This window comes from Streptomyces xingningensis (assembly GCF_054957865.1).
Genome location: NZ_JBDJPF010000047.1, coordinates 1 through 20,871, shown reverse-complemented (window position 1 = coordinate 20,871; position 20,871 = coordinate 1). Strand labels below are relative to the sequence as shown.

Genomic DNA, 20,871 nt, shown 5'->3' with positions numbered 1-20,871 from the left:
AGACATTAAGGGTGGGGGCACCTTATTCAGGCATCCCACGCCGAATAGGCACGCCCTGGACATCCTTTGAGCGTCAAGCGAATTCCTTGAATTTCTCAAATCCTGGGACGTGGCATTTACCACGCCCCTTTTCCTGTTTTCGATCCTAGCGCTCTGCTATTCTCGGGCCCTTTTCGATAAAATGGAGCCCTGCCCATTCGGGCGCGTCGGTTTGGTACCCGGCGCCAGTGCGACATTCGGCGATAGGGGTTTCTCGAAAATGGTAAAAACTCCCGGGGAGAGCTATGCTCAAAATCAGGACGGTCGCGAAGTCTTGGAGAGCGCGGACGGGCGCTTGCGCTTTACTCTGTGCACGGTGCCTGATGACGCGCGCCCGGACATAGCCGAGGCGTACACCAAGCAGCGCGCAAAGCTCGTTGCGGAAGTAGAGAAGCAGGAAAAGGGCGCCCCGAAATTCCGGCCGTCTACGGCTCACCGCGCCCGGAAAATGCGGCTCCCGAAATCAGCGGACGCTCCGATGAAGGGGCGAGAAGCATTCGCGCCGGGTGATTGGGTCGAGTGGACGCCCTACTGCGGGACGCCGGTACAGGGCTCCGTGTGGTCGAATGGGCCTGGATGTGCGAATTGGTGGATCGTCACGGACCGCTCCGGGGTCACGGGCGAATGTCACCTCATGGAGCGTGACCGGCTGGGCGGATTCAAGATCAACGGCGCGGAAGTTCGCTCCCTCCGGGGCGCGATCCCCGAGCAATTGCCGTTCGAGGAGCTTCCCCAGACTCCGGGCGCCAGGATTCCCGAGCCGCCGCAGCCCTACGCACTGTGGGAGCGGAAGGGATTCGAAAAGGTTCAGCGCCCTGTTTCCGTTGAAGTCTCCGGCGATCAGATGGCGATTTTCGGGACGGTTCGGTATTACCCGCATCGGATCATCACCGTGGATGGGTTGGAATTCGTCGTCAAGCTGCATTGGCATGAGCGCACAAAGGCAGCAATTTTCGAGCCGCGCGTCTTCAACGGCGAACAGCCGATAGCCACCCTGGGCAGGATGGAGAGTCTTGCCGAAGCGGTGAGGCGATGCGAACGGTACGCGCGTGTGGTGGACGCGGAAGCAGCGGAGCGCGTCTATTCCGAGCGGTCCCGGAAATATTTCTCACCCGAGTACATCCATAGCGGTACGTGCCCCAAATGCCAGGATGAGAACGAACACCCTCTCTACGCCATTCCGGATTTCGATACGCTGCCCGGGGGTCCGCTCTGTGCGGTGTGTCTTGGATTCAGGGTGCGCGCGGCGGCGGAGAAAATCAGCACGGTCGGTCGTGCGAAGCGTGTTGCCGCTGTACGGCGTCCCTCCTTCGAGCGTGCCCAGGGGGTTGCCGCGTGGGAGAAGGGGCAGCGTGAGGAGCGACGGGAATTGCGCCGCTACCGGCTGGAGTTCCCGCTGGACGTGGCGCTTCCGTCGGTGGACGACTCGCGCGTGTGGGGTGCACAGACTCCGTTGGGCGGGGACAAAGAGCACGGCTGGAACTGGCCGTGCCGTGACGAGTCGTACCGCGTAGAGGTAGCCGGATTCAAATACGCCGTGAAATGGGACGGCTCGGAATGCGTCGGTGTCGGCTACTGGCAGGACATCAAGAACATCGTGCGCAGCCATCGTCACGCTCTGGAGCAGGAACGGCGGGAGCGGGTGCTGGAGCGGTTGGCAGGGAGGGGGAATCCTGCCCCGGCGGCGGAGGCGCCCGAGAACGCCCCCGAGCGGCCTGTAGCGGCTCCGAAGCGCGTCCTGTGGGCCCCGGGTGACCGGGTGAGCGTGAACGGACGTCAGGGCCGTGTGCGCAGCGTCGACATGGGCGGCTCCCCCGTCCGCGTCGCCTGGGGCGACAGCCACACCACAAGCGCGGTTCCTGCGGCTGAGTTGGAGCGCGCGCTGGAGCAGCCTGCCGAGCCACAGCAGCCGGAAGAGGAGCGGGCGCCGGAGCCCCAGGAGAAGGAGCTGGAGACGCCCGTGAAGACGCCGAAGCCGAAGAGCGCGCCCAAGGTTGGGGATATCGCGTTCAGTGGCGAGAGGGGCCGAGAGCGGGCGGAAATCCTCGGACACGCCTACTGGGTCTCGATGCTGGCGGGGTGCTACTTCATCAAGCACCTTGGGAGCGGCGTCGAGATCGCGGCCGGGGTGAAGGGGCGCCCGGCCATGAAGCGCACCGTCCTCGCGGACGCGGTGGCGCGGGGAGAGGCGGCGGAACAGCCGGGAGCGGAGGCACAGCCGGTCGCCGAAGCGCAGCCGGAGCCGCAGGTGTGCGAGGACTGCGAGGAATCCCCGTGCGCCTGCTACGACCCGGACGCGCCGCAGCCGGAGCAGCCGGAGGAGAGCCACGCGGCGGCCGTCTACCCGGAGCTGCGGCCGTGGCTGACGCGCTGGAAGGAGGGCGACCGCAAACGGGTCCTCAACCTCTTCTGTGGCCCCGGGGGCGCCTGTGTGGCCCTGCGCAAGGTGCTGAAGAGCGACGTGGACTTGATCTGTGTCGACAGCGAAGCCCGCTGTGTCGCGACGCAGCGCGCCGCCGGGTGCACAGCGATCCACGCGGACGTGACCACCCTCGACCCGGCGGACCCCGTTTTCCGGGACGTGCACGGGCTGATCGTGACCCCGCCCTGTATCGACTACACGGACGCGGGAAAGCGGCTGGGGCGGCTCGCCGAGAACATCGACATCCTTGGGGAGGCGTGGGACTGCGCGCGGCGCGCGGCCGGAGCGATGCCGCTGTGCGGGGGCGACCACCCGGAGTTCGGCAAGGAAATCACCTACAAGGAGCCCAACGGCGCTACCTGGTTCGACGTCCGCCGGGACCTTGACGGGTACTCGGGCGTCACGGGTGGCTTGATGCTGGAGATAGCCATATGGACCCTGGGCCTGGAAGCCGCCGGGGCGCCCCTGGAATGGGTGGCCGTCGAACAGTCCTCGAAGCTCCCCGAGGAGATACGCGGGGAAGTCGTCGCGGACTTCCAGCTCCTCGGCTGGTCCATCGCGGAGTGGACGATCGCGGACGCCGCCGACTACGGCAGTCCCTCGCACCGCGTGCGCTCCCTGCTGTACGCCCGCCGTGACGGCGGCGCCATGTCCATGGAGGCGCCCGAGGACCTGACGACGGGCGCGGCAGAGGCGACCGGCATCCCCGAGGGCACCACCGTGTGGACGCGTGGCAACCGCAAGACGTCGGGCGGGAACGCCTTCACCATCACCGCCGAGCCGTGCACGGCGATCACCAGCAAGATCCGTTCGTGGGATCTCGGGGAGCACGGCGGGCGCTTCACGCTCGAACAGGTCGCAGCGCTCGTCACGATGCCCCGTGACCACCCCGCGCAGGGCTCCCGCACGGCCATCTGCCAGCAGTTCGGCGACGTCATCGCGCCCGTGGCCGCATGCGCCCTGCTCGGGGCCGCCCTGGGCATCGCGTGGCTGCCGATGCTGCGGCAGTACCTCGCGGAGCAGTACCCGGACGTGCACCGCTTCGAGCCCGAGCCGCCGCAGGTGAGAGGCCCCGGGCAACTGCACGTGTGGGAGGACGACGGGGGAGCCGTGCCCGGCGTGGAGCCGCCGCGACCGCAGCCGCAGAAGACCCTTCTCCAGCAATTGCGCGAGGAGATCGCCGAGGCCGACGCGACCCGTACGGCGTTGCCCTTCAGGGAGACCCTGGAACGCTACTGCGGCCCGGACTGGAAGCCGCTGGAGGCGACCGCCGACCCCGTCTTTGAGGACGACGGCCAGGAGGACGACGAGCCGCAGCCGCAGGGCATCGCGCCCCTCACCCGCGAGCAGCGCGCGGCGGCGTGGCGCCTCGCGGCCGGGGAGGCTCCCGCCCCGAAGGTCGTCCGGCACGACTGGGGCATCACCGTGTACGAGCCCGAGCCCGAGCAGGTGTGGGCGAACGAGGGAGGGTCCGTGCCGGGCGTACCCGCGCCCAGCGTCGCCGTACCCGAGGCGCCCGCCGTCGGCGACGAGCAGGAGCACCAGGAGGAGCGGGAAGCCGTCGCCCGGATCAAGGCACTTGCCGCACAGGTGAACACGCAGCGCGCGGAGGACGAGTGCCAGGAGCGCGAGCAGGTAGCGCGGATCTTCGAGCTTGCCGACCGCGTGAGGAAGCAGCAGGAGCAGAAGCGCCACCAGGCCGCCGAGGAGCGCCAGGAGGAGGCTGTCGAGGAGCACCTGGACGACACGCCCGCGCTGACCTTCGCCGAGGTGATGGCGGAACTCGCCGCGCTGCGGGAAGAGCTCACGGGCGAGCCGGAAGCAGTCGCGGAGGAAGAGGAGGAACGCGGCTTCGCCGAAGTCCTCGCCGATCTCCGGCAGGCGCGTACGGAGCTGAGGGGCGCCCCCACCACACCGGCACCTGTACGGACGGGGATCCCCCCGAGGCTGCGGCGGGGGCCCTGGTGACGCTGGCGGCGGGGGCGTACCTGGGGGAGCTGATGCCGCCGAGGGTGTAGCGCCCCGGAGGGGCTGGGGCGGCAAGGCGCCGTCGTCCCGGCCCTCCCCGGGGCCGTCCGGAAAATCCTGCGGGGAGCGGCTGGCCGTGGCTGCGCCGAGGGACGGAACAGAAACGCGCCTGCCTGCGGGCGCGAGCCGGTGATTTTTCAGGGACGAAATCCGAGGGACAGCAGCCGGCCAGATCGGGCAACGGGTCGCGTGGCCGCCGTCCCGGCGATCGAGAGAACAGACGATGACGACGAGCAAGACGCATGCGTACCAGGGCCGCGAGATCGAGATACAGCCCGCCTCTATGAAGTACGGGCCGCCGTTCTTCCGCGTCGGCGCGGGCGACTGGATGCAGGGCAACGCTGGGGAGAGCCCCGCCGACCTGCTGAAGAAGGTCAGGGCGACGATCGACGACATGGACGCGCGCCCGGTCCAGGCGAACGCGTACCGCTGGTGGTACCGCCCCGGCGACGTTGAGACGTGCAAGCGCTCTGCGGGGCGCCTGAACGAGCACCACAAGGGCCGCGGCATGAGCTGTACGGCGCCGGAGTGCGTGAAGGCTGCCCGGGTCGAGGCGCAGCGCGCGAAGCGCCGTACGGGCCTCACGGCGGCGGCCGTCTCACGGCTGTTGACGCGCTCGGGGATGGCGCGGGCGGAGCTCCGCAGCGACGGCACCGCGAAGGGCGAGGGCTTCAAGTGCCAGGGCGAGGACCGGAATCGCCGCGTCGCGGTGCTCTGGTGCGGGGGCGAGGCGACGGCCGGCGAAGGACTGCCCGAAAATCTCCGCGCGTGTGCGGGTGTGCTCGCGGGCGCGGGCTACCCGGTCCGGCGCACCCCTCATGGGGCCGCGCTCTGGATTTTTCCGAAGGGCTCCACGCCGGCCGAGGGGCTGGAGCTCGAAGACGCCGCCGAGAAAGAGGAGTTCGAGGCCGAAGAAGCCGAGGACTTCGCCGAAGATTCGGCGGACTGGTCGCCGGTCGCTCCGGTGGAGGGTCAGCTGGAGCTCTGCGCGGAAGGCGGGGAGCAGGAGCCGAAGCCGGGTGCGGAGCGCTGGGACATCCGCCGCGTCCGTGCCGTCCTGGAGGAGAAGTTCGAGGAGGCGTACGGCGGGCGCGACGGCTTCCACGTTGGGCCGGAGATGTGGGACGTCATGGTGACGCGGCAGCAGGGAACCGCGATCACGCGCCCTTGCGGTGCCGCAGGGGAGCGCTGGGACGCCGCCATAGCGAAGTACCTCGTCCACCTGGAGGCGGCCGGCCTGGAGGTGGTGCGGAAAAACCGGCACTGCATCGTCGTCCGTGTCCCGCGGCCGGCCAAGTCGCAGACCCTCGCGCGGATTTCCCACGCGGGCGAGCTGGGCGATTTCACGTACGCGGTCACCTTCGACGGCTTCCCCTCCATCGGCGGCACGCTCGTCTTCCACACGGCCGGCATCGGCGCGAGCGGCTACACCGTCACCGACCACGAGGGAACGGCGGTGAACGTCGAGCGCGCGGACCGGAGCGGCACGGTGGAGTGGCTGGCCCATCACTACGGGCTGCCGATGCCGCTGCGCGTGGTTGAGGCGTAAGCGGATTTTCTGACCGAACTTCACATCCCGGGCGGCTGCGTGAGGTTGGCTGCCCGAAGTATGGAACGAATCGGCTGAAAAAGGACCGCAACTCTCTGACCTGGCCTGTAACATCTATAGATATAGGTGATACGGCATTTTGGCCCGATCGAGTGAGGGGGCTCACATTGACGACGCCGACGGAACGACTCCGGCTTGTCGCCCTGCTGCGCGTCAGCACCAAAGGGCAGATTGATGCTTACGGCCTGCCTGCACAGCGCAAAGACGTCAAAAAATGGGCAACGCTGACAGGTCATCGCCTCGTGGATATCCTGGAAGACAAGGCGATTTCCGGCACTGAGGATGAACGGGAAGAACTGACCAGCGCCCTGGAGATGCTGGCCGAGGGGCGGGTGGACGGACTCCTCTTCCCCAACATGGACCGGCTGGCGCGCGAGCTGACGATCCAAGAGGCGATCCTGGCCGTGATCTGGTCCCTCGGCGGGCGCGCCTTCACCGCCGACGGCGGAGAGGTCTTGCAGGACGACCCCGACGACCCCATGCGCACCTTCGTCCGCCACGTCATGGGTGCTGCCGCACAGCTCGAACGCGGCCTCATCACCAAGCGCCTGCGCAACGGCCGCAAGATCAAGGCCGGCCAGGGAGGCTACGCCTACGGCGCCCCCCGCTACGGCCAGAGCGCCAACCGCGAGACCAACGAACTGGACGACAACGAGAAGGAGCTGGCTGGCCGCGCCCTCGCCCGGGAACTGCGGGAGCAGGGGCTGAGCTATCGCGACATCGGCGCCAAGCTCAAAGAAGAGGGCTTCAAGACGAAGCGCGGCCTGGATGACTGGCAGCCCGCCACCGTCGCCCGTCTCCTCGATGACGAGTACCGCCAGCGCACCGCCGAAGGCGCTGCCCGCATCCGGCAGCAGAAGAAGGAGACCGCCCGCGCCCAGAAGGCCCGGCGCGTCCTCGGCAAGGTCGGCTGAGGAAACGCACGAAAAAGGCGGCGCCAGGAGTAGAGGCCCTGGCACCGCCGGATCGAAACCCCAACCGCTACAGAAGGAGCTCCATCCATGAGGATAGCCACCGCGCTCCGCGCCTTCGCCGGCCGCGTGCTTGCGCCTCGTGCCTCCAAGGGGCGTCACACTATGACGGCCCCTGCGAAGGGTGTACATACTGCTGACAGCCTTGCCCCTGACCAGCACGTTTTCAAGGGGATGCACAGTATGCACACCCTTCCGCCCGCCAGGGGTGCTCACAGTGGGAGGGCCCTTTCCGCCGCCGAGGGTGTTCACAGTATGAAGACCCTTCCGGCCGCCGAGGAGATAGAGCAGGCCGCCCGCGACTACGCCGAGGGCGCGGAGCTCTCCCGCCGGGGCGAAGCGCTGAAGAGGCGCGCCCGGAAGGTGCTCCAGGCCGTCCCTGACGGCGTGTACGGCTGCGCCACGGTCACCCGCAAGGCGAACGCCCCGATCGTGGACAAGAACGCCGTGGTGGAGCTGCTGCGGACGCAGGGGATCGAGCCTCCCCTGATGGAGCGTGCGCCGTCGCTGGTTGTCGAGATAGCCGAGGCGCCCGAGATCTCCGCCGAGAAAATCGCTGTGCCCGCCATGCTCGTCGCCGCTGCGCCTGCTGACGATCCGTGGAATTTCTCGGATATTCTCGCCGGCCTGGACGCGAAGCTGGCCGCTGCCTGATCTATGCCCTTCATAGTGTGAAGGGCACTGCCGAAGGGCTCCGAGGGGGAGGCAGAATCTTCTCCCTCGGACGCTTCTGGCGCTTCGGACGCTTACGGCGGGGAGACTACCCCCTCGCTCCTCCTGTCGCTGCTCCGTACGAGCGGCCTTCCCTGTAGGGGATTCGGCACTAGAAACACTGGAAACCCGGTTTTCTTTACTGGTTTCCTTCATTGCTTTCCTCCCCCGGCTGCCTCTTTCGCTGCCGGGGCTCTCCGGCGCCCTGATAGGATGGGGCGCGTTACCGCCCCGGCAGCCGCCGGGGTTTTTGCTTGTGTTCAAAGGATTTTTTCGTGTTCGGCCTGTTTTTCGGGATGTTCCGGCTGATGTTCTGGCTTTGCGCCGCGTCGGTGGACATGATGTTCGCCCTGTGCACCCTCGGGAAGATTGACCCGAAGATTCGCCGGATGTTCTGAGGGGCGCCCGGGGCGGTAGCAGAAACGGCAGGGAGTGTCTCTCCCTGCCGTAAGCGTCCTGTCCGTCCGAAGCGTCCGATGGGATGTTTTTCTGCGTCTGGCTCCGGCGGAATTCTGGCACTGCCCGCCACTGCTTCGGATACGGATTCCTGAGCAAGAGGCCGGCCGAGCACACGCCTCCCCACACAGCTCACGCAGTTACCCGGCTCCAGCCTGCGCAAGGTGAGGGATATCCCCGTAGGAGTTCCGGATACCACGGCGCCACGGCTCTGCCCTGCGCGCTGGCGCCTGCCCCTCTGTACGCGTGCTGAGAGGGGTGTCTGTGTGTATAGGGGTAATGCTGTGAGGCAGGTGCCCCCTACGCCCGAAAAATTTTGACCTAATTCGGCGGCCCACAATAGGGGGTATGAATACTCAAGATCCCATCATCTTCGCCCGCGCCGATCAGCGCAATCTCCCGGCGACGCTCTACTATCCCGAGAACGCCGATCCTTCGCTCATCACCAGCCAATTCCCGCCCGGCTTCTTCACGTGGAACGAGTACGCGGGAGCCCCGCAATTCCCCGCCGACATGGTGACGGATGTGGTTGCCGCCTTGCACGAGCATTTCATCCGCGTCGAGCTCCAGTACGGTGCCCACCCCTCGCGCCCCGAGCACTCCACGACCCTCACCCGCCCCCGTCACGGGAAGCGCTCTCGCCTCGGCCCCTCCATCCCTCGCATCCCCGCGCCGCCGCAGCCGGAGGAGGTGCACGATGAGCAGAACCCCGAGCAGTACGAAGCCGACGCCGCGAGCCCTTGCGCAGTCGCGGCATAGGTGGCAGCTCCGCACCGGTGATGACCTCGACGCCGAGGCGGGCTCTCCTGTAGGACTGACGGACCCTCCCCTGACGGTGCCGGAGCGCCTGGACGAGCGCGCCCATATGGATCCGCCGTACGGTCAGCCCTTCGTTCCCCCGGTGCCCGTGCCCTACACCACACGTGACGCTTCCGGCGCGGTCGTCAATATCCCCACAGGCTCCCGCACTCGCACCAGCGTGGAAGTTTTCTGGAAGTCAGGCGTCGGCAGGAAAGGCAACGACCCGCAGCGGGCGAACGATGCAACGGCCGGCCTCGACTCCATCGGCATCATCGCCCACGTCATCGCGGTGACCGCACCGGGCCTGAAGGTGGACGGGCAGCAGTGGCCCGGCTTCACGATGCGTCAGCCCAATGCACGACTCAACGTCAACCTCCAGGGCCTCCCACGCAATCCCCCTGAGACCGGCACGCCGTTCCTGGTGACGATCGCTGCGGAAGGCCCCGGAGGTCTTTCCAAACCGTGTGAGGCGATCCCCTGCTATACCGCGTAGGGCGGCCTAAAGGACGGGGCGAGTCCCCGGTGTGGGAGGCATGTTGACCGGCTCGCCGGGAACTTCCTGCTGCCTGGGAATCGTCTGCCCGCCCTGCTGTTGTGTGCTCTGCGGGCTTGGGGGCGGCTTCGGCATGCCGCTCCCGTTCGGGGTGCTGCTGGGGCTGTACGAGCCTGCCGGACGCCAGGCATTGACGTGTTCAGGGTTTACCTGATTTCTCAAACCGTCGCTCAGTGTCGCGGGGTGTATTCCGGTCATCGCAGGATGCACATCATGGATGGAGGAGAAGACGCCGGGCCTCCATCCCTCCTCCTCGCCGACGTGGGACGTGTACGGGGCAATGGGGCTTTGCTGGGTACCGGGATCGCTGCGGGTGACGCTCTGCCATGCATCTTGTTTCTCGGGGTAATTCAGTCTCCATCGCACGATGGGCCTCCGGAAAGTGGTGGGCTTTCAGTATCGCGCCGATTTTCACGCGAGGACAATTGCCCTTGGAAGGAATTCTGAAAGGTGAAATGCAATGACTGGTCTCGTGGACCCCGAAGAGTTCTACAGCCGCAGGGCGCGGAACATGCAGATGTACGAAGAGCGGATGGCGGGCAGCACCCGCATCAGCCCCACAGCGGGCGATGAGGGCGTGCTGCCGCCCAGTGTCGACGACATCCGCCGCCGCTCTCATGAGCTCGCCGTGAGCCGCTACCTGAATCAGGTGCGGCCGGCCTCAGCCGTCCAGCGCGTTGTCCCCGAGCCGCGGCCGTCTTCCGGTGCCCCGGTCTCGAAGTACAGCGACATTGTCTGACGGTGTCGTAGATGGCGCGGATCTGGGACCGCGACGCGATCGACGTCCCCGGCTTCGACGAGCCCGAGCCGGAGCGACCGCGCTTCCACACGGTGCGGCCGTCGCTGACAGAGCTGAGTGGGCGTTTCGCCGTACGCCAGGAGACTTGGGAGGACACCGAGGACGGGACGACCCCGTTCCTCCGCCGCATGGCGGCACACATGGAGACGGCGGCGCTGCGGCGGCGCCCGGCGCAGATCGCACGCCAGGGAGCCCCGCAAAGTCCCCCACGCCCGCGCCCGGGGGAGTCGGAGTTCATCACGGTCTACGAGCGCGGCATGCCGCCGTACACCGTCCCGTACGCCCCGCAGCACCCTTCCGTCCCGGAGGTCGTCCAGGAGCCCGCGGAAGAGCTGGAGGAGGAGCTGGAGGAGTTCGTGCCGCTGGGGCATCCTGGGACCTCCTGGCGCTCGTCCAGGGTCCTGCACAAGTGCCTCGTGGAAGAGGTGCAGGGACGGCGGATCTGGAAACCGAAGCCGGGGCTTTACCTGGTCAGAGTGCACGAGCTGGCCACGATCCCCGGACGCCGCCGCATGGAGTACGCCGCGAACGCCGATCTACGCCGGTGGGACGGCGTGCAGCTGGTGGACGTCTGGGTGACGCCGAGGCAAGTCGTGAAGGTGCTGGAGCAGTACGCCGGCCGGGGATGGGTGCGGCTGCGGATCGACTGCGCGGGGAAGAGTCCGCGCAGCGTGCAGTGGAGGGTCGTCGGGACCGCGTAGACAAGACCTCCTCCGCCGTGCGCGCAGGCGCGGGGAGAGACGACGGCGGTTCCCGGCACCCGTAGGGATTTACGTCGGAAATGTGCGCGGGAGGGGGCGGGCACTGCCCTCTGCTGCCAGAGCGACGCCGTAACTGTTCGCGCCGCGCGTTCCCGGTTCTCCCGGCTGTGCGCGTCCGTCCCGGGTGGTTGGGAGGGGGCGTGAGGGGCGGCAGCCAGACGGTGGGCGTCGCCGCCTCGGTTTTCGAAGAGATGCGCTACTGGGGCCCGCGCAACAGGCTACGGGGGTACCGTCCGAGGTAGGTCACCCGGACGAGGAGCCTGTGATGCCCGACGAGCCGACCATTGGTGAGAACCTTGCCCGCCTCCGTGGTCAAGCAGGGCTTACACAGGAGGAGCTTGCGACAAAATCCGGCGTATCCGTCGCGACCATCCGGGCGTTGGAGAGGAACGGGCGGACGACCGCGCTCATGGGAACGCTCGCGAAGCTGGGGCGTGCCCTGGACGTGAGGCCCGCAGCGTTGCTGGGGCAGCCTCAGACGCTTCACCAGGCGGACGGTCCGGAAGCGAGTCTTGCCCTGGTGCGCCGGGCTGTGCATGCCCTTGACGAGGTCCCTGGCGTGCCTGTGGCGGCTGAGCCGAGGGACGTTCCGAGGCTGGAGGATCTTCAACAGACCGTGCGCCTGTTGTGGAAGGCGTATCACGATGGGAAGCAATCAGTGCTCGTCGCCGGCCTTCCCGATTTGATCAGTGGGGCGAAGGCTGCTGTACGTGAACGACAGGGGCAGGCGGCGCGCGAGGCGTCAGCGAGCCTCAGCCGCGGCTACCAGCTTGCAGCGCATGCCGCTGTTCACCTGGCGCAGGATGATCTGGCGCGTAGTGCGCTGGAACGAGCGATGATCGCAGCCGATCAGGCGGAGAACCCGTTGCTGCTCGCTGCGGGGTGCAACTCGCTGTCGTGGGTTCTGCTGAGGCAGAACGAACCGGTTCTCGCCGGAACGGTCGCTGTGGGCAAGGCCGATGAGCTGAATCCCCGTTTCGCGGTGTCCGAGTACGAGCCGTTGCGGATGTGGGGGCGGTTGATGCTGTCGGCGGTTACGGCGGCGTCGCGGCAGGAAGACTACGCGACAGCGAGGGAGTTGCTGTCTGCTGCGATGAGGTGCACAACCATCGTCCGCCGCGATGGACTCGACTACACCAACGGTGGTCACGGTGCGGCATTCGGCCCGGCGAAGGTGGCGATGGTCGCGGTCGAACTGGCCATCTCCGAAGGGAAGTCTGAGGATGCCCTGAAGCTGGCGAAAAAGGTCACCCCCTCGCGGCGCGTTCCACCAGTCACGCGGAGCCGTCATCTGCTGGACGTGGCGCAGGCCCAAACTTGGGAAGGGCAGTTCGGGGAGGCAGCCTCGACACTGACCAAGGTCATGAGTGCGACGCCGGAATGGATGCGCTACCAGGTTCTCGCGCGTGACGTCGTCCAGCAGATCAACGAGGGCAAGGGACGGCGAAGGGTCAAGGAACTCGGCCCCCTTCTTGAACACATGAACCTGGCCGCCGGGTAGCGATGGTCAACTGATACGCCATGTAGTAGTTCGCGGTGAGAGATCATGGCGGCACTGTCTGTACTGGTTCCTACCTCGCCGCCGCCGCGCTTCGCTCGATGCATGAACAACTCCGACGCACCGACTCCAGCCGTGGCTCCCTTCATCAGCCACGTGAGTCCGCTCAAGAGGAATGTCACCTACGACCACCGCGCCCACCAGGCCGCGCTTCCTGTGCAGCTGCACCACGCTGACGGCACCGCGAGCGAATCCGCGCTGATCCTCACGCCTGGCCAGATCGAACTCCTCTGTCTCCAGCTGGAACAGGTCTCCGGCGCCCGAGATCATGCCGAGGCCGGGGAGGAACGGTGACGTCCAGCCTTCCCCCATGGCTGCGCGAGGGTGCGAAGGTCATCGACCCCAGCGCGGGGCGCGAGGGTGTCGTCCAGTACATCGGGGAGTACGAGGATCCGAACACGCGCCGCCGTATCCCCCACGCGGTTTTCCTCCGGCCCGAGGGCGGCGGCCGGGAATGGGTCGTCGAGGACCCGGGGGCCCTGCGGAATGCGGGCCGCCGATGAGCGGCCGGCACGCCCACCACGAAGACCCAGACAAGATCGACTTAGGGCACCCGGCGCGCTCGTTCGTCGCGCTGCTCGCGGTCGCTGTCGCCGTGCCCGCCGCCGTAGTTCTCCACGGATGCGGCGGCGCACTCCTGGACGAGGACGAAACCGCGCCTCCCAGGCCCGTACCGGTGAGCGTGCCCGACATCTCCACGCCAGAGAACTGACCAGCACTGCACCGGACGCATCGGTGACGCACCAATCGACCAGACGAAAGGCGGACCACCTGTGTACGCATTCGGGCTGTGTGTGGATAAGCGCTACCTCCTGCCGTCGATGGCCACGATTACGTCGCTGGCCGACGGCCTGACAGGCCGCGAGCGTCGGGATGCCGCGCTGCGTGTTCTGACACTCGACCTCGCTCCGTCCCATGCCCTGACCATGGCTGATCTGGTGCGGCGCCTGGGGTTCGGATCGTTCGACCTTCGATGGTGCAATCCCTCACGGCGCGCACGCCTCGTGGAGGACTCCTACATCACGATCACCACGTACCTGCGGTTCCAGTTCTCGCCCGACTTCGTCAGGCGCCCATACCTCATCTACGTGGACGCCGACGTGATGGCGCGCGGCAACCTCACCGAGCCCCTGGGGAATCTCGGCCCCGACCGCCTCGGCGCCGTCCAAGACGAGTTCAATCCCGCCGTGGGCGAATGCCCCGCCCTGCCGGGCCTGGCCGAACAACACCCCTCACTGCGAGGGCGCACCTACTTCAACGCGGGGATGCTGTGGATGCCGGCCACCATGCTGTCCCGGATTCGCCGAGGTGTGGAACAGGCTCTGGTCCAGGGGCATCGGTACATCCACCACAACGATCAGGACGCCTTAAACCTCTGGCTCCTGAAGTCCTCGGCGGCGCAGCCGATCGCCCCCGTGTACAACCGGTTCGACGTATCCCGGTTCCTTGAACACGGTGAATGGGTACGCCGGGTCGTCCGAAGGCCCCTGCACTCCGGTGACGCCCGGCTTCTGCACTTCGTTGGCCCCATCAAACCGTGGATGTCCTCATGCCCGGTGACCGACGACGTACGCCTGTACCGGAACCTCCTACGGGACGTCGAGCGGCAGCTCGACCGGCTCGGAGTCCCCGGGATCGAGGTCCCCGCATGACCGCACAACCCCAAGAATCATCGGTCGTGCGTGCTTGCCGGGGACTCCTGGGTGACGAGGCCGCCGCATGGATCCGGCTCACGAACGCCCCGGGAACCAGCGTCTACCGGGTACAACTGGTCAGCTCCCACACGGTGATCCTCAAGCTGTACGCGGCAGCCTTGGCGTGGAGGGCATCGCGCGAGGAAGCCGTGATCAACGCGGTGACCTCCGCCGGGACGATCCCCACCGCCCGTGTCCTCGCACGAGGACAGGTACCCGGTCGGGACACAACCGCTCTGATCACCGCCGACCTTGGCGCCACGAGCCTGGGCAAGGCCGTACGCGACGGCACACGAAGCCGCCCTCAGTCGCTCCACTTGCTCGGCGAACTCCTCGCACAGTTCCATCGCGTACAACTGACCGAAGCCACGATTCCTCATCGCGCCATCGCCGATCAGGTCACGGACCTGCACCGGCTGTGCCCCCGCGACCTGTTCGCCAAAGCCGAGCCGTCACTGCACCTCCTCACCGACTGCATGGACGACGTCCAGGACCTCGTGTGGTGCCACGGAGACCTGCACCCGGAGAACATCCTCATCCCCGAGGCCGGCGACCGCGTCGGCGTACCGCACCTGGTCGATTTCGAGGAAACACTCCGGTGCCTGCCCGAGTACGACATCGCCCAGACCATCGTTACCGCGGACGCCTTCAGCGCCGAAGACCGCGCCGCAATCACCGCCGGATACGCACTGCCGTTCTCTCACCCCATGGTCGACGCGCTCGTGGTCGTCCACGTCGTGCGCGGCTGGACCTACGCCGCCCTGGCCGAGCAGCGCGACGTCCCCCTGTGGGCCAGCCGGATTCAGCGTGTGACGGGAGCACCCCCATACCGATCGCTTTCCGATCCGACCCGGAGGGACACATAGCCATGACCCATTGCGAACCGGTGCTGTCCGTGGTGATCCCGGCCTTCAACGAGGCCGCCTACCTTCCCCGCTACCTGCCCACGGTCCTGGCCTCGGTAGAACTCTGGGAGCGCACGAGCGGGGACCGCGCCGAAGTCATCGTGGTCAACAACGCCAGCACCGACGGGACAGAGGCCGTCGCAGCAGGGTTCGGTGTGCGTATCGTCCACGAAGCGCAGCGGGTCATCGGACAGGTTCGCAATACCGGAGCCCGCGCAGCTGCCGGCAGGTACCTCTTCTTCACGGACGCGGACGTAGAGCTCCCCCTGGAGGCCATCAACGCTGCCGTGAAAGTGCTGGCGTCCGGTGAAAGCATCGGTGGCGCCATCCCGCCGCACTACACCCCCCGGCGGCTCGGCGCCCGACTCCTCTGCTGCTTCTGGGACTTCTACCGGACGCGCAAAGGAGGAGCACAGGGCGTCGCCCAGTTCTGCACCGCCCAGGCGTTCCGCGCTCTCGGCGGCTACCGTCCCGACCTGTTTATGAGCGAGGACATCGAGTTCTTCGCCCGCCTCCGGGCCCTCGGCGAACAGTCCCAACAGCCGGTTGTCCTCCTCGACGAGCTACGCGTGAAGCCGTCCACCCGCCGCTACGACCAGTGGCCCACCTGGCGAATGGTGTGGTGGCAAAACCCGGTCACCGCACGGCTGCGCCTGACATCGCCTCGCTTCTGGAGCCACTGGTACGACACCACCGTCCGCTGAAACCGGCTGGAGACCCTATGCGGATCAACCTGCCTGTGCCCGATGGCGAAGGCATCTACAGCTTCCCCCGGGACCTCGACCATGCGCACCACACATGGAACCGCCAGCTCGCCGAACGCCGCATAAGCGGAGACACCTCCGTCCTCGAACTCACAGCGCCACACACCGGATTCCCCTACTTCATCGAGGCCCGCACGTCCACCGGGCGCCCCGTCGTGGCTATCGAGCCCCACCACGACGACTTCGCCCTCTCGGCTGCCGGTGCATTCCTCACCAACCCCAGGCCGCTCACCGTGATCACCATCTTCACCCAGTCCTCCAGCGTCCACCCCGCCCTGCAAGCGGCCTACCCCACGGTGCAGGCTGTCTCAGCGCTACGAGCCCGCGAAGGCGCCTCAGCCCTGTGCCCCCTCGGCGCGGACCGTCACCTTCTCGGGCACAAGGACGCCGAGCCGCCCTACAGGCCGTACGAGAAGACCCGCCTTGACGAGATCGCCGAAGAGCTGCGCACCGTCCTTGCCGACCACGACGGCGCCGAGCTGATCGCCCCCGCCGCCGTTACCCGCCACCCCGACCACCTACTCGTCCACGACGTCGCCCGTCGGCTCGGCTGCCGATGGTTCTGGGAAGACCTCGCCTTCTGGCCCACATACGCCCTCGCTTCATGCGACCGGCACCTCTTCCACACCCGTGCCAGCAGTGGACTGCTCCCGGAACTGATCGACATCACCTCGGTGGTCCTCGACAAGCTCACGCTCCTGCACCAGCACGGGTCACAAATGCACCCCACCCGCGACATGTACCGGCCCATCCGCCACGCCTGGACAATCGCCGCCGACCTCCTCGACCGTCCTGCGGACCTGGCCTGTTTCGCCGAGCGCTTCTACCGCCTGGAGTCACCGTGAAGATCATCGCCGTGGAAGGGCCGTCGTACTCGGGAAAAACCGAAGGCATTAGCCACCTCCGCAGCACCGGAGCCGTATCGGGCACGCTCATCTTCGACTGCTACATCGAGCACATCAGCCGGCAAGAGGACATCCCGCCCGCACGCACGACCTCGGCTGCCGAACAGCTCCAAGCCTTCGAAAGGTTCATGCGCATTGAAGGTGACCGCGTACAACGGCTGGCCACCCAGGCCGCCACCACCGTCATCCTCGACCGGTCCGTGGACACGCTCATGGCTCACGCCTACGCCCTCGACCGCCTCTATGGCTTCGACGTCCACGGCCAGCTGCGACAGCGCCTGGCATGGTTGCCCTTCCTACAGCCGGACCACACCCTCTACCTCGACGCGCCCCTCGAAACCCTCCACCTCCGCCGCAAGCAGAGCGAGCACGACGCAGCCGAAAGCGACTACTTCCTCCACGAGCCCGCGTTCCTCGACCACACCCGCGACTACTTCCTCGTCCCGGCACGAAAGCCGATCTCGCGAGAGATCACCGTCATCCCAGCTGACGGGTGCCAGTACGAAACCGCACACTCCATTGAGGCCCTGGTCTCCTACTGGAGCAGGTGAGCCCGTTGCCAACCGTGCTCTTCGCGTGGCGCCGCACACCGCCGCCCTTCCTCATCGGCGGAGCCGAGGTCTCCCAGCAGCTCCTCGCCGAGGAGTTCGCCGCTACCGGCTGGCGAGTCCGATATCTCGGCTCCTACGAAGCGCCGTGGAACAGAGCCTCGGAACTCAACAAGATGAAAGATCACCTGGTGCGCAGCGACGCCCCATGGCACGAGTTCGCCGGTCAGCTGCGCTACACCTGGCGCGGCGTGGACTGCAACGCCGTACCCCAAGAACACCTCGAAGCCGCCCTCACCAGCACCCTCGCCGAGTACAAGCCCGACTTGCTGATCACCTCGCAGGAGGGTTCCGCCGCCCTGGCCGCACGAGGTCGGCACACGACCACCGTTGCCGGATGGCTCCACTCGGTCTCGCCCACCGGTCTCCACGTCCTCGACGGGCACCCCCACTACGCTTTGGCCACATCCAGGTTCGTCCGCTCCCGCGTGCCAGCAACGCCCCGGACCAAGGTCGTACTGTTCTACCCGCCCTTCGCTCGCCCCTCGCTGCCAACTCGGGCAGCCGGAGAGGCAGTTCTGATGATCAACCCAGTGCCGGCGAAGGGCTCCGTGCTCCTCCACGAACTCATCCAGCGTATGCCCCAGCAGGAGTTCACCCTCGTTGAAGGCTGGTGGGACACCTCCACCGAATTCAGCTCGTACCCAAACGCGACGTACCTACCGCGCACCTACGACATGGGCCCGCTCTACGAACGCCACCAGCTCCTGCTTGTCCCCTCCGTCGTCGAGGACGCTTTCCCCCGCGTCATCGTCGAGGCTGGCCTCCACGGCCTACCAAGCATCGGCGCAGCCCGAGGAGGTATCCCAGAAGCGATTGGGGCCGGCGGAATCGTGCTCCCCGACGACTCGACCGCCCAGTCCTGGGCGCAGGCCATCCGGTCCGTTCAGCTCCCCATTCTGGCCGCACTGGCACAGCAGCGCGCAACGCCACTCACACGGGCATGCTTACCCGAACTCGCCGCCGCAGGCGTCATCCCGCTTTGCGCTACGAAGCCTGGGTGAAGGCTGCCTTGACCTCGTCAAGCCGGTCGGTCCACCAGTGCAGTAGCTTCTCGTCAGCCGCGAACAGCTCGTCGCAGCCGGTGTCCCCTCGGTCGTAGTGCCATTCGAGCGTCCAGAAGTCAGTCATACGCTTCCACCACAACCGGTGCACCCCGTCGGCCAGCACATCGTTGCCCAGGGGCACCACGGACAGATAACCGCCGACGAAAGCGGACACCCGCGCCAGATCGAACCGGCCACCCACACCGAACTGGACCTGTGCCGTACGCACGACCTCCTCGGCGTAGGGGCGCACTCCCAGCCGGTCCCAGTCCAGCACGGCAGAGACCGAGCCGTCGTGCCACAGAAGATTGCGAAACTGGAAATCACCGTGGGTCCATCCCACCGGCCCCGCAGGCTCTTCCGTGGACGGACACGAAGCCGCGTACTTGTCGATCAGTATCTTGCGCTGCTCCAGCGCTTCGCCGGCTTCCTCATCAAACCGGTCCAGAGGCTGTGAGAGCACTCCGAGCAGCCTGTCCGCTGAGGCCAACGCCTGATCGGGTGTGGTGACCCTGGTCCGCACGGATGGCGGAATCTCCGGCAGCCCTGCGCTCGGTGCAACCTGTTCCAAGCTCCGGTGCATACGCCCCAGCAGCTCACCAAGTCCAGCCGCCTGCATCACCGAGAGATCGCTACCGCGCACGTGGACCCCCTCGGCCCACGGAATCAGGCAGTATGCGCTGCCGCCGATCTCGACCACAGTGTCACCGGCCTTGCTCACCGCTGGAGGGCATACCGGGACGCCGTCCGCTGCAAGGAAACTCAACGCGCCCAGGTTGCGACGGACTTTGCCCGGAGCGGCATCGGTGATGCGCTTGAGCGCAAACGTTCCCCGTGAGGTCTGCAACATCCAGTTGGAGTTCATCAGCCCCTCGGCGAGGTAGCGCCACCGATACACATCGCCCAGCTCGAAGGCATCAGCCAGTCGAGCAAGATCCTCGTCGAGGATGGCACCCTTCGCCCCGACAGCCACAGCACTCACGCCAGTCACGTCGCGGACGATACGCCGACCCTGTCGGGTCCGAGAAATGGATCACAACAGCTCCGGGAGGCCCCCCAGCGAGCAGAATCCCGGGGCGGCAGCGAGGCCGCGCCCAACCCTAAAACCACTCCGAGATCGTTTGCCGCAGACGCACCGCGAATGCCCGGTGACTCGCCTTCTTCTCCTCAATATCGCCGACGCGCCACCAACGGATGCACCACACCGGCTACGAAGGCGCGACGACGCCGGGCACGCTGATCGATTGACCCAGATCGCCACGGGCGCATCGAGTGGTGTACATGACACCCGGCTAAGGCTGTGTGCGGATCGCAGCCAGGATGGCGTCCGCGCCTCGTTCCAGGAGTTCCGCAGCCACCGTCTCACCGACCGCTTCCGGGTTACTCAGGGGGCCGCTGGCGGTGGCGCGGATCTGTGTCTTTCCGTCCAGGGAGGTGACCGTGCCGGACAAGTGCATGCTGTCGCCGCTCACCGTGGACCCCAGCGGCGTGCACACCCTGAGTCGGCAGGAGCCCAGCCCCCGCTCCTGGAAGCTTCCCCCTCTCCTTCCCTGACCCCGGACACGAAAAAGCCCCCGCTCCCGGAGTCTTCTCCAGGGCGGGGGCTGTCGTATCAGCTGCGCGGCGGCTGGAGGGTCCAGCGGGGCACCGGGATGCCGCGGCGGCCGTACTCCTCAGTGAGCTCCCGCCTGACCTTCCAGCGGGAGCCACTGTCAGAGGCTTCTGATAGTTCCTCTCTCATGGGACTCTCTCCTGAGCAGCCAGCGGTCGTGTACGCGATGCACCATGCCGGTCACGGTGCGGTCAAGGCAGGGGTCTGCCTTGAATCACGGCAGCGGATACGCGCACATGAACGCCGTGGTTGGCTTCTGCTGGCCGAGTTTGCTACGCCCACCGCCCGCGACGCCGAGGTGATTGAGCGGGCGGTACTCGACAGCCTCGCGACCCGGGTGTGGGAGGCAAGCGGATGGGGAGCCCGGGGCATCGACGGTTTACCCGGGCACGGCACTATCGCGGGTTGTCGCCACTGCGGGGCGCCCCCTGCTACTCCTCGTCTGCGGGTGCTGAAGGGCGCCTTCCTCTCTGCGGATCAGATGCCACAAGGGGGCTTCTCTGAGACGTTCGACGCGCAGCTTGTCAGCCCCGAACGCATACGGCTGGCCTTGTACTTCGCCGAGGTCTCACAGGAGTAATTGTCAAATCCTGTGGATCGGCGGTGTGTTCATGCCGCGTGTGACTGCG

The 20,871-nt window shown here is 67.0% G+C and carries 20 protein-coding genes; 18 read left to right on the top strand and 2 right to left on the bottom strand.

What is annotated here, in order from left to right; genetic code table 11:
* The first annotated feature begins 1,408 nt into the window (after nt 1-1,408).
* The 18 genes from ABCR83_RS22825 to ABCR83_RS22740 all read left to right on the top strand — a co-directional run bounded on the left by ABCR83_RS22825 (nt 1,409) and on the right by ABCR83_RS22740 (nt 18,588).
* Nucleotides 1,409-4,429 (top strand): DNA cytosine methyltransferase, encoded by a 3,021-nt coding sequence (locus tag ABCR83_RS22825; RefSeq protein ID WP_462696996.1) that lies wholly within the window; start codon nt 1,409-1,411, stop codon nt 4,427-4,429.
* Between the two features lie 283 nt (nt 4,430-4,712).
* Entirely contained in the window at nt 4,713-6,038 is a 1,326-nt protein-coding gene (locus tag ABCR83_RS22820; protein ID WP_462696995.1) for a hypothetical protein, read from the top strand.
* 167 nt (nt 6,039-6,205) lie between these two features.
* Complete coding sequence (locus ABCR83_RS22815) at nt 6,206-7,012, top strand: recombinase family protein (RefSeq protein WP_462696994.1); 807 nt, start codon at nt 6,206-6,208, stop codon at nt 7,010-7,012.
* A 312-nt stretch (nt 7,013-7,324) separates the two neighbouring features.
* The gene (locus ABCR83_RS22810) at nt 7,325-7,723 is read left to right on the top strand and encodes a hypothetical protein (RefSeq protein WP_462696993.1); all 399 of its coding nucleotides are present in this window, start codon (nt 7,325-7,327) and stop codon (nt 7,721-7,723) included.
* A gap of 332 nt (nt 7,724-8,055) precedes the next feature.
* On the top strand, nt 8,056-8,178 hold the full coding sequence (locus tag ABCR83_RS22805; RefSeq protein ID WP_462696992.1) for a hypothetical protein: 123 nt from the start codon (nt 8,056-8,058) through the stop codon (nt 8,176-8,178).
* 406 nt (nt 8,179-8,584) lie between these two features.
* Nucleotides 8,585-8,995 carry a hypothetical protein gene (locus tag ABCR83_RS22800; protein WP_462696991.1) on the top strand — a complete coding sequence of 137 codons (411 nt, stop codon included), beginning with the start codon at nt 8,585-8,587 and terminating at the stop codon, nt 8,993-8,995.
* A gap of 76 nt (nt 8,996-9,071) precedes the next feature.
* Nucleotides 9,072-9,530, top strand: coding sequence for a hypothetical protein (locus ABCR83_RS22795; protein WP_462696990.1), 459 nt, complete (start codon nt 9,072-9,074; stop codon nt 9,528-9,530).
* 520 nt (nt 9,531-10,050) lie between these two features.
* The gene (locus tag ABCR83_RS22790; RefSeq protein ID WP_462696989.1) at nt 10,051-10,329 is read left to right on the top strand and encodes a hypothetical protein; all 279 of its coding nucleotides are present in this window, start codon (nt 10,051-10,053) and stop codon (nt 10,327-10,329) included.
* Between the two features lie 11 nt (nt 10,330-10,340).
* Nucleotides 10,341-11,090, top strand: a complete 750-nt coding sequence (locus ABCR83_RS22785) for a hypothetical protein (protein WP_462696988.1) — start codon at nt 10,341-10,343, stop codon at nt 11,088-11,090.
* Between the two features lie 325 nt (nt 11,091-11,415).
* Nucleotides 11,416-12,651 carry a helix-turn-helix domain-containing protein gene (locus ABCR83_RS22780; RefSeq protein ID WP_462696987.1) on the top strand — a complete coding sequence of 412 codons (1,236 nt, stop codon included), beginning with the start codon at nt 11,416-11,418 and terminating at the stop codon, nt 12,649-12,651.
* Between the two features lie 102 nt (nt 12,652-12,753).
* Nucleotides 12,754-13,002, top strand: coding sequence for a hypothetical protein (locus tag ABCR83_RS22775; protein WP_462696986.1), 249 nt, complete (start codon nt 12,754-12,756; stop codon nt 13,000-13,002).
* A complete protein-coding gene (locus ABCR83_RS22770) occupies nt 12,999-13,211 on the top strand; it encodes a hypothetical protein (RefSeq protein WP_462696985.1) in 213 nt (70 codons plus the stop codon). The genes ABCR83_RS22775 and ABCR83_RS22770 overlap by 4 nt, the downstream gene beginning before the upstream one ends.
* 270 nt (nt 13,212-13,481) lie before the next feature.
* Nucleotides 13,482-14,360 (top strand): glycosyltransferase, encoded by an 879-nt coding sequence (locus tag ABCR83_RS22765; RefSeq protein ID WP_462696984.1) that lies wholly within the window; start codon nt 13,482-13,484, stop codon nt 14,358-14,360.
* A gap of 26 nt (nt 14,361-14,386) precedes the next feature.
* Complete coding sequence (locus ABCR83_RS22760) at nt 14,387-15,268, top strand: phosphotransferase (protein WP_462696983.1); 882 nt, start codon at nt 14,387-14,389, stop codon at nt 15,266-15,268.
* A gap of 2 nt (nt 15,269-15,270) precedes the next feature.
* Nucleotides 15,271-16,011 (top strand): glycosyltransferase, encoded by a 741-nt coding sequence (locus tag ABCR83_RS22755; RefSeq protein WP_462696982.1) that lies wholly within the window; start codon nt 15,271-15,273, stop codon nt 16,009-16,011.
* A 17-nt stretch (nt 16,012-16,028) separates the two neighbouring features.
* A complete protein-coding gene (locus ABCR83_RS22750; protein ID WP_462696981.1) occupies nt 16,029-16,916 on the top strand; it encodes a PIG-L deacetylase family protein in 888 nt (295 codons plus the stop codon).
* On the top strand, nt 16,913-17,527 hold the full coding sequence (locus ABCR83_RS22745) for a hypothetical protein (RefSeq protein ID WP_462696980.1): 615 nt from the start codon (nt 16,913-16,915) through the stop codon (nt 17,525-17,527). The genes ABCR83_RS22750 and ABCR83_RS22745 overlap by 4 nt, the downstream gene beginning before the upstream one ends.
* Before the next feature lie 14 nt (nt 17,528-17,541).
* Entirely contained in the window at nt 17,542-18,588 is a 1,047-nt protein-coding gene (locus ABCR83_RS22740; RefSeq protein WP_462697038.1) for a glycosyltransferase, read from the top strand.
* On the opposite strand, the gene ABCR83_RS22735 is transcribed toward ABCR83_RS22740, so the two are convergent.
* Together ABCR83_RS22735 and ABCR83_RS22730 are read right to left on the bottom strand one after the other, a co-directional pair.
* Nucleotides 18,572-19,621: a phosphotransferase gene (locus ABCR83_RS22735; protein WP_462696979.1), complete on the bottom strand. Its 1,050-nt coding sequence runs from the start codon at nt 19,619-19,621 to the stop codon at nt 18,572-18,574. The genes ABCR83_RS22740 and ABCR83_RS22735 overlap by 17 nt on opposite strands.
* 301 nt (nt 19,622-19,922) lie before the next feature.
* Nucleotides 19,923-20,102 carry a hypothetical protein gene (locus tag ABCR83_RS22730; protein WP_462696978.1) on the bottom strand — a complete coding sequence of 60 codons (180 nt, stop codon included), beginning with the start codon at nt 20,100-20,102 and terminating at the stop codon, nt 19,923-19,925.
* Nucleotides 20,103-20,871 lie beyond the last annotated feature (769 nt).

Excerpts from the sequence above, each read along its gene's own strand:
- ABCR83_RS22820 (WP_462696995.1), top strand. The coding sequence starts at position 4,713 with ATGACGACGAGCAAGACGCATGCGTACCAGGGCCGCGAGATCGAGATA.
- ABCR83_RS22810 (WP_462696993.1), top strand. The coding sequence starts at position 7,325 with ATGAAGACCCTTCCGGCCGCCGAGGAGATAGAGCAGGCCGCCCGCGAC.
- ABCR83_RS22800 (WP_462696991.1), top strand. The coding sequence starts at position 8,585 with ATGAATACTCAAGATCCCATCATCTTCGCCCGCGCCGATCAGCGCAAT.
- ABCR83_RS22790 (WP_462696989.1), top strand. The coding sequence starts at position 10,051 with ATGACTGGTCTCGTGGACCCCGAAGAGTTCTACAGCCGCAGGGCGCGG.
- ABCR83_RS22785 (WP_462696988.1), top strand. The coding sequence starts at position 10,341 with ATGGCGCGGATCTGGGACCGCGACGCGATCGACGTCCCCGGCTTCGAC.
- ABCR83_RS22780 (WP_462696987.1), top strand. The coding sequence starts at position 11,416 with ATGCCCGACGAGCCGACCATTGGTGAGAACCTTGCCCGCCTCCGTGGT.
- ABCR83_RS22775 (WP_462696986.1), top strand. The coding sequence starts at position 12,754 with ATGAACAACTCCGACGCACCGACTCCAGCCGTGGCTCCCTTCATCAGC.
- ABCR83_RS22755 (WP_462696982.1), top strand. The coding sequence starts at position 15,271 with ATGACCCATTGCGAACCGGTGCTGTCCGTGGTGATCCCGGCCTTCAAC.
- ABCR83_RS22750 (WP_462696981.1), top strand. The coding sequence starts at position 16,029 with ATGCGGATCAACCTGCCTGTGCCCGATGGCGAAGGCATCTACAGCTTC.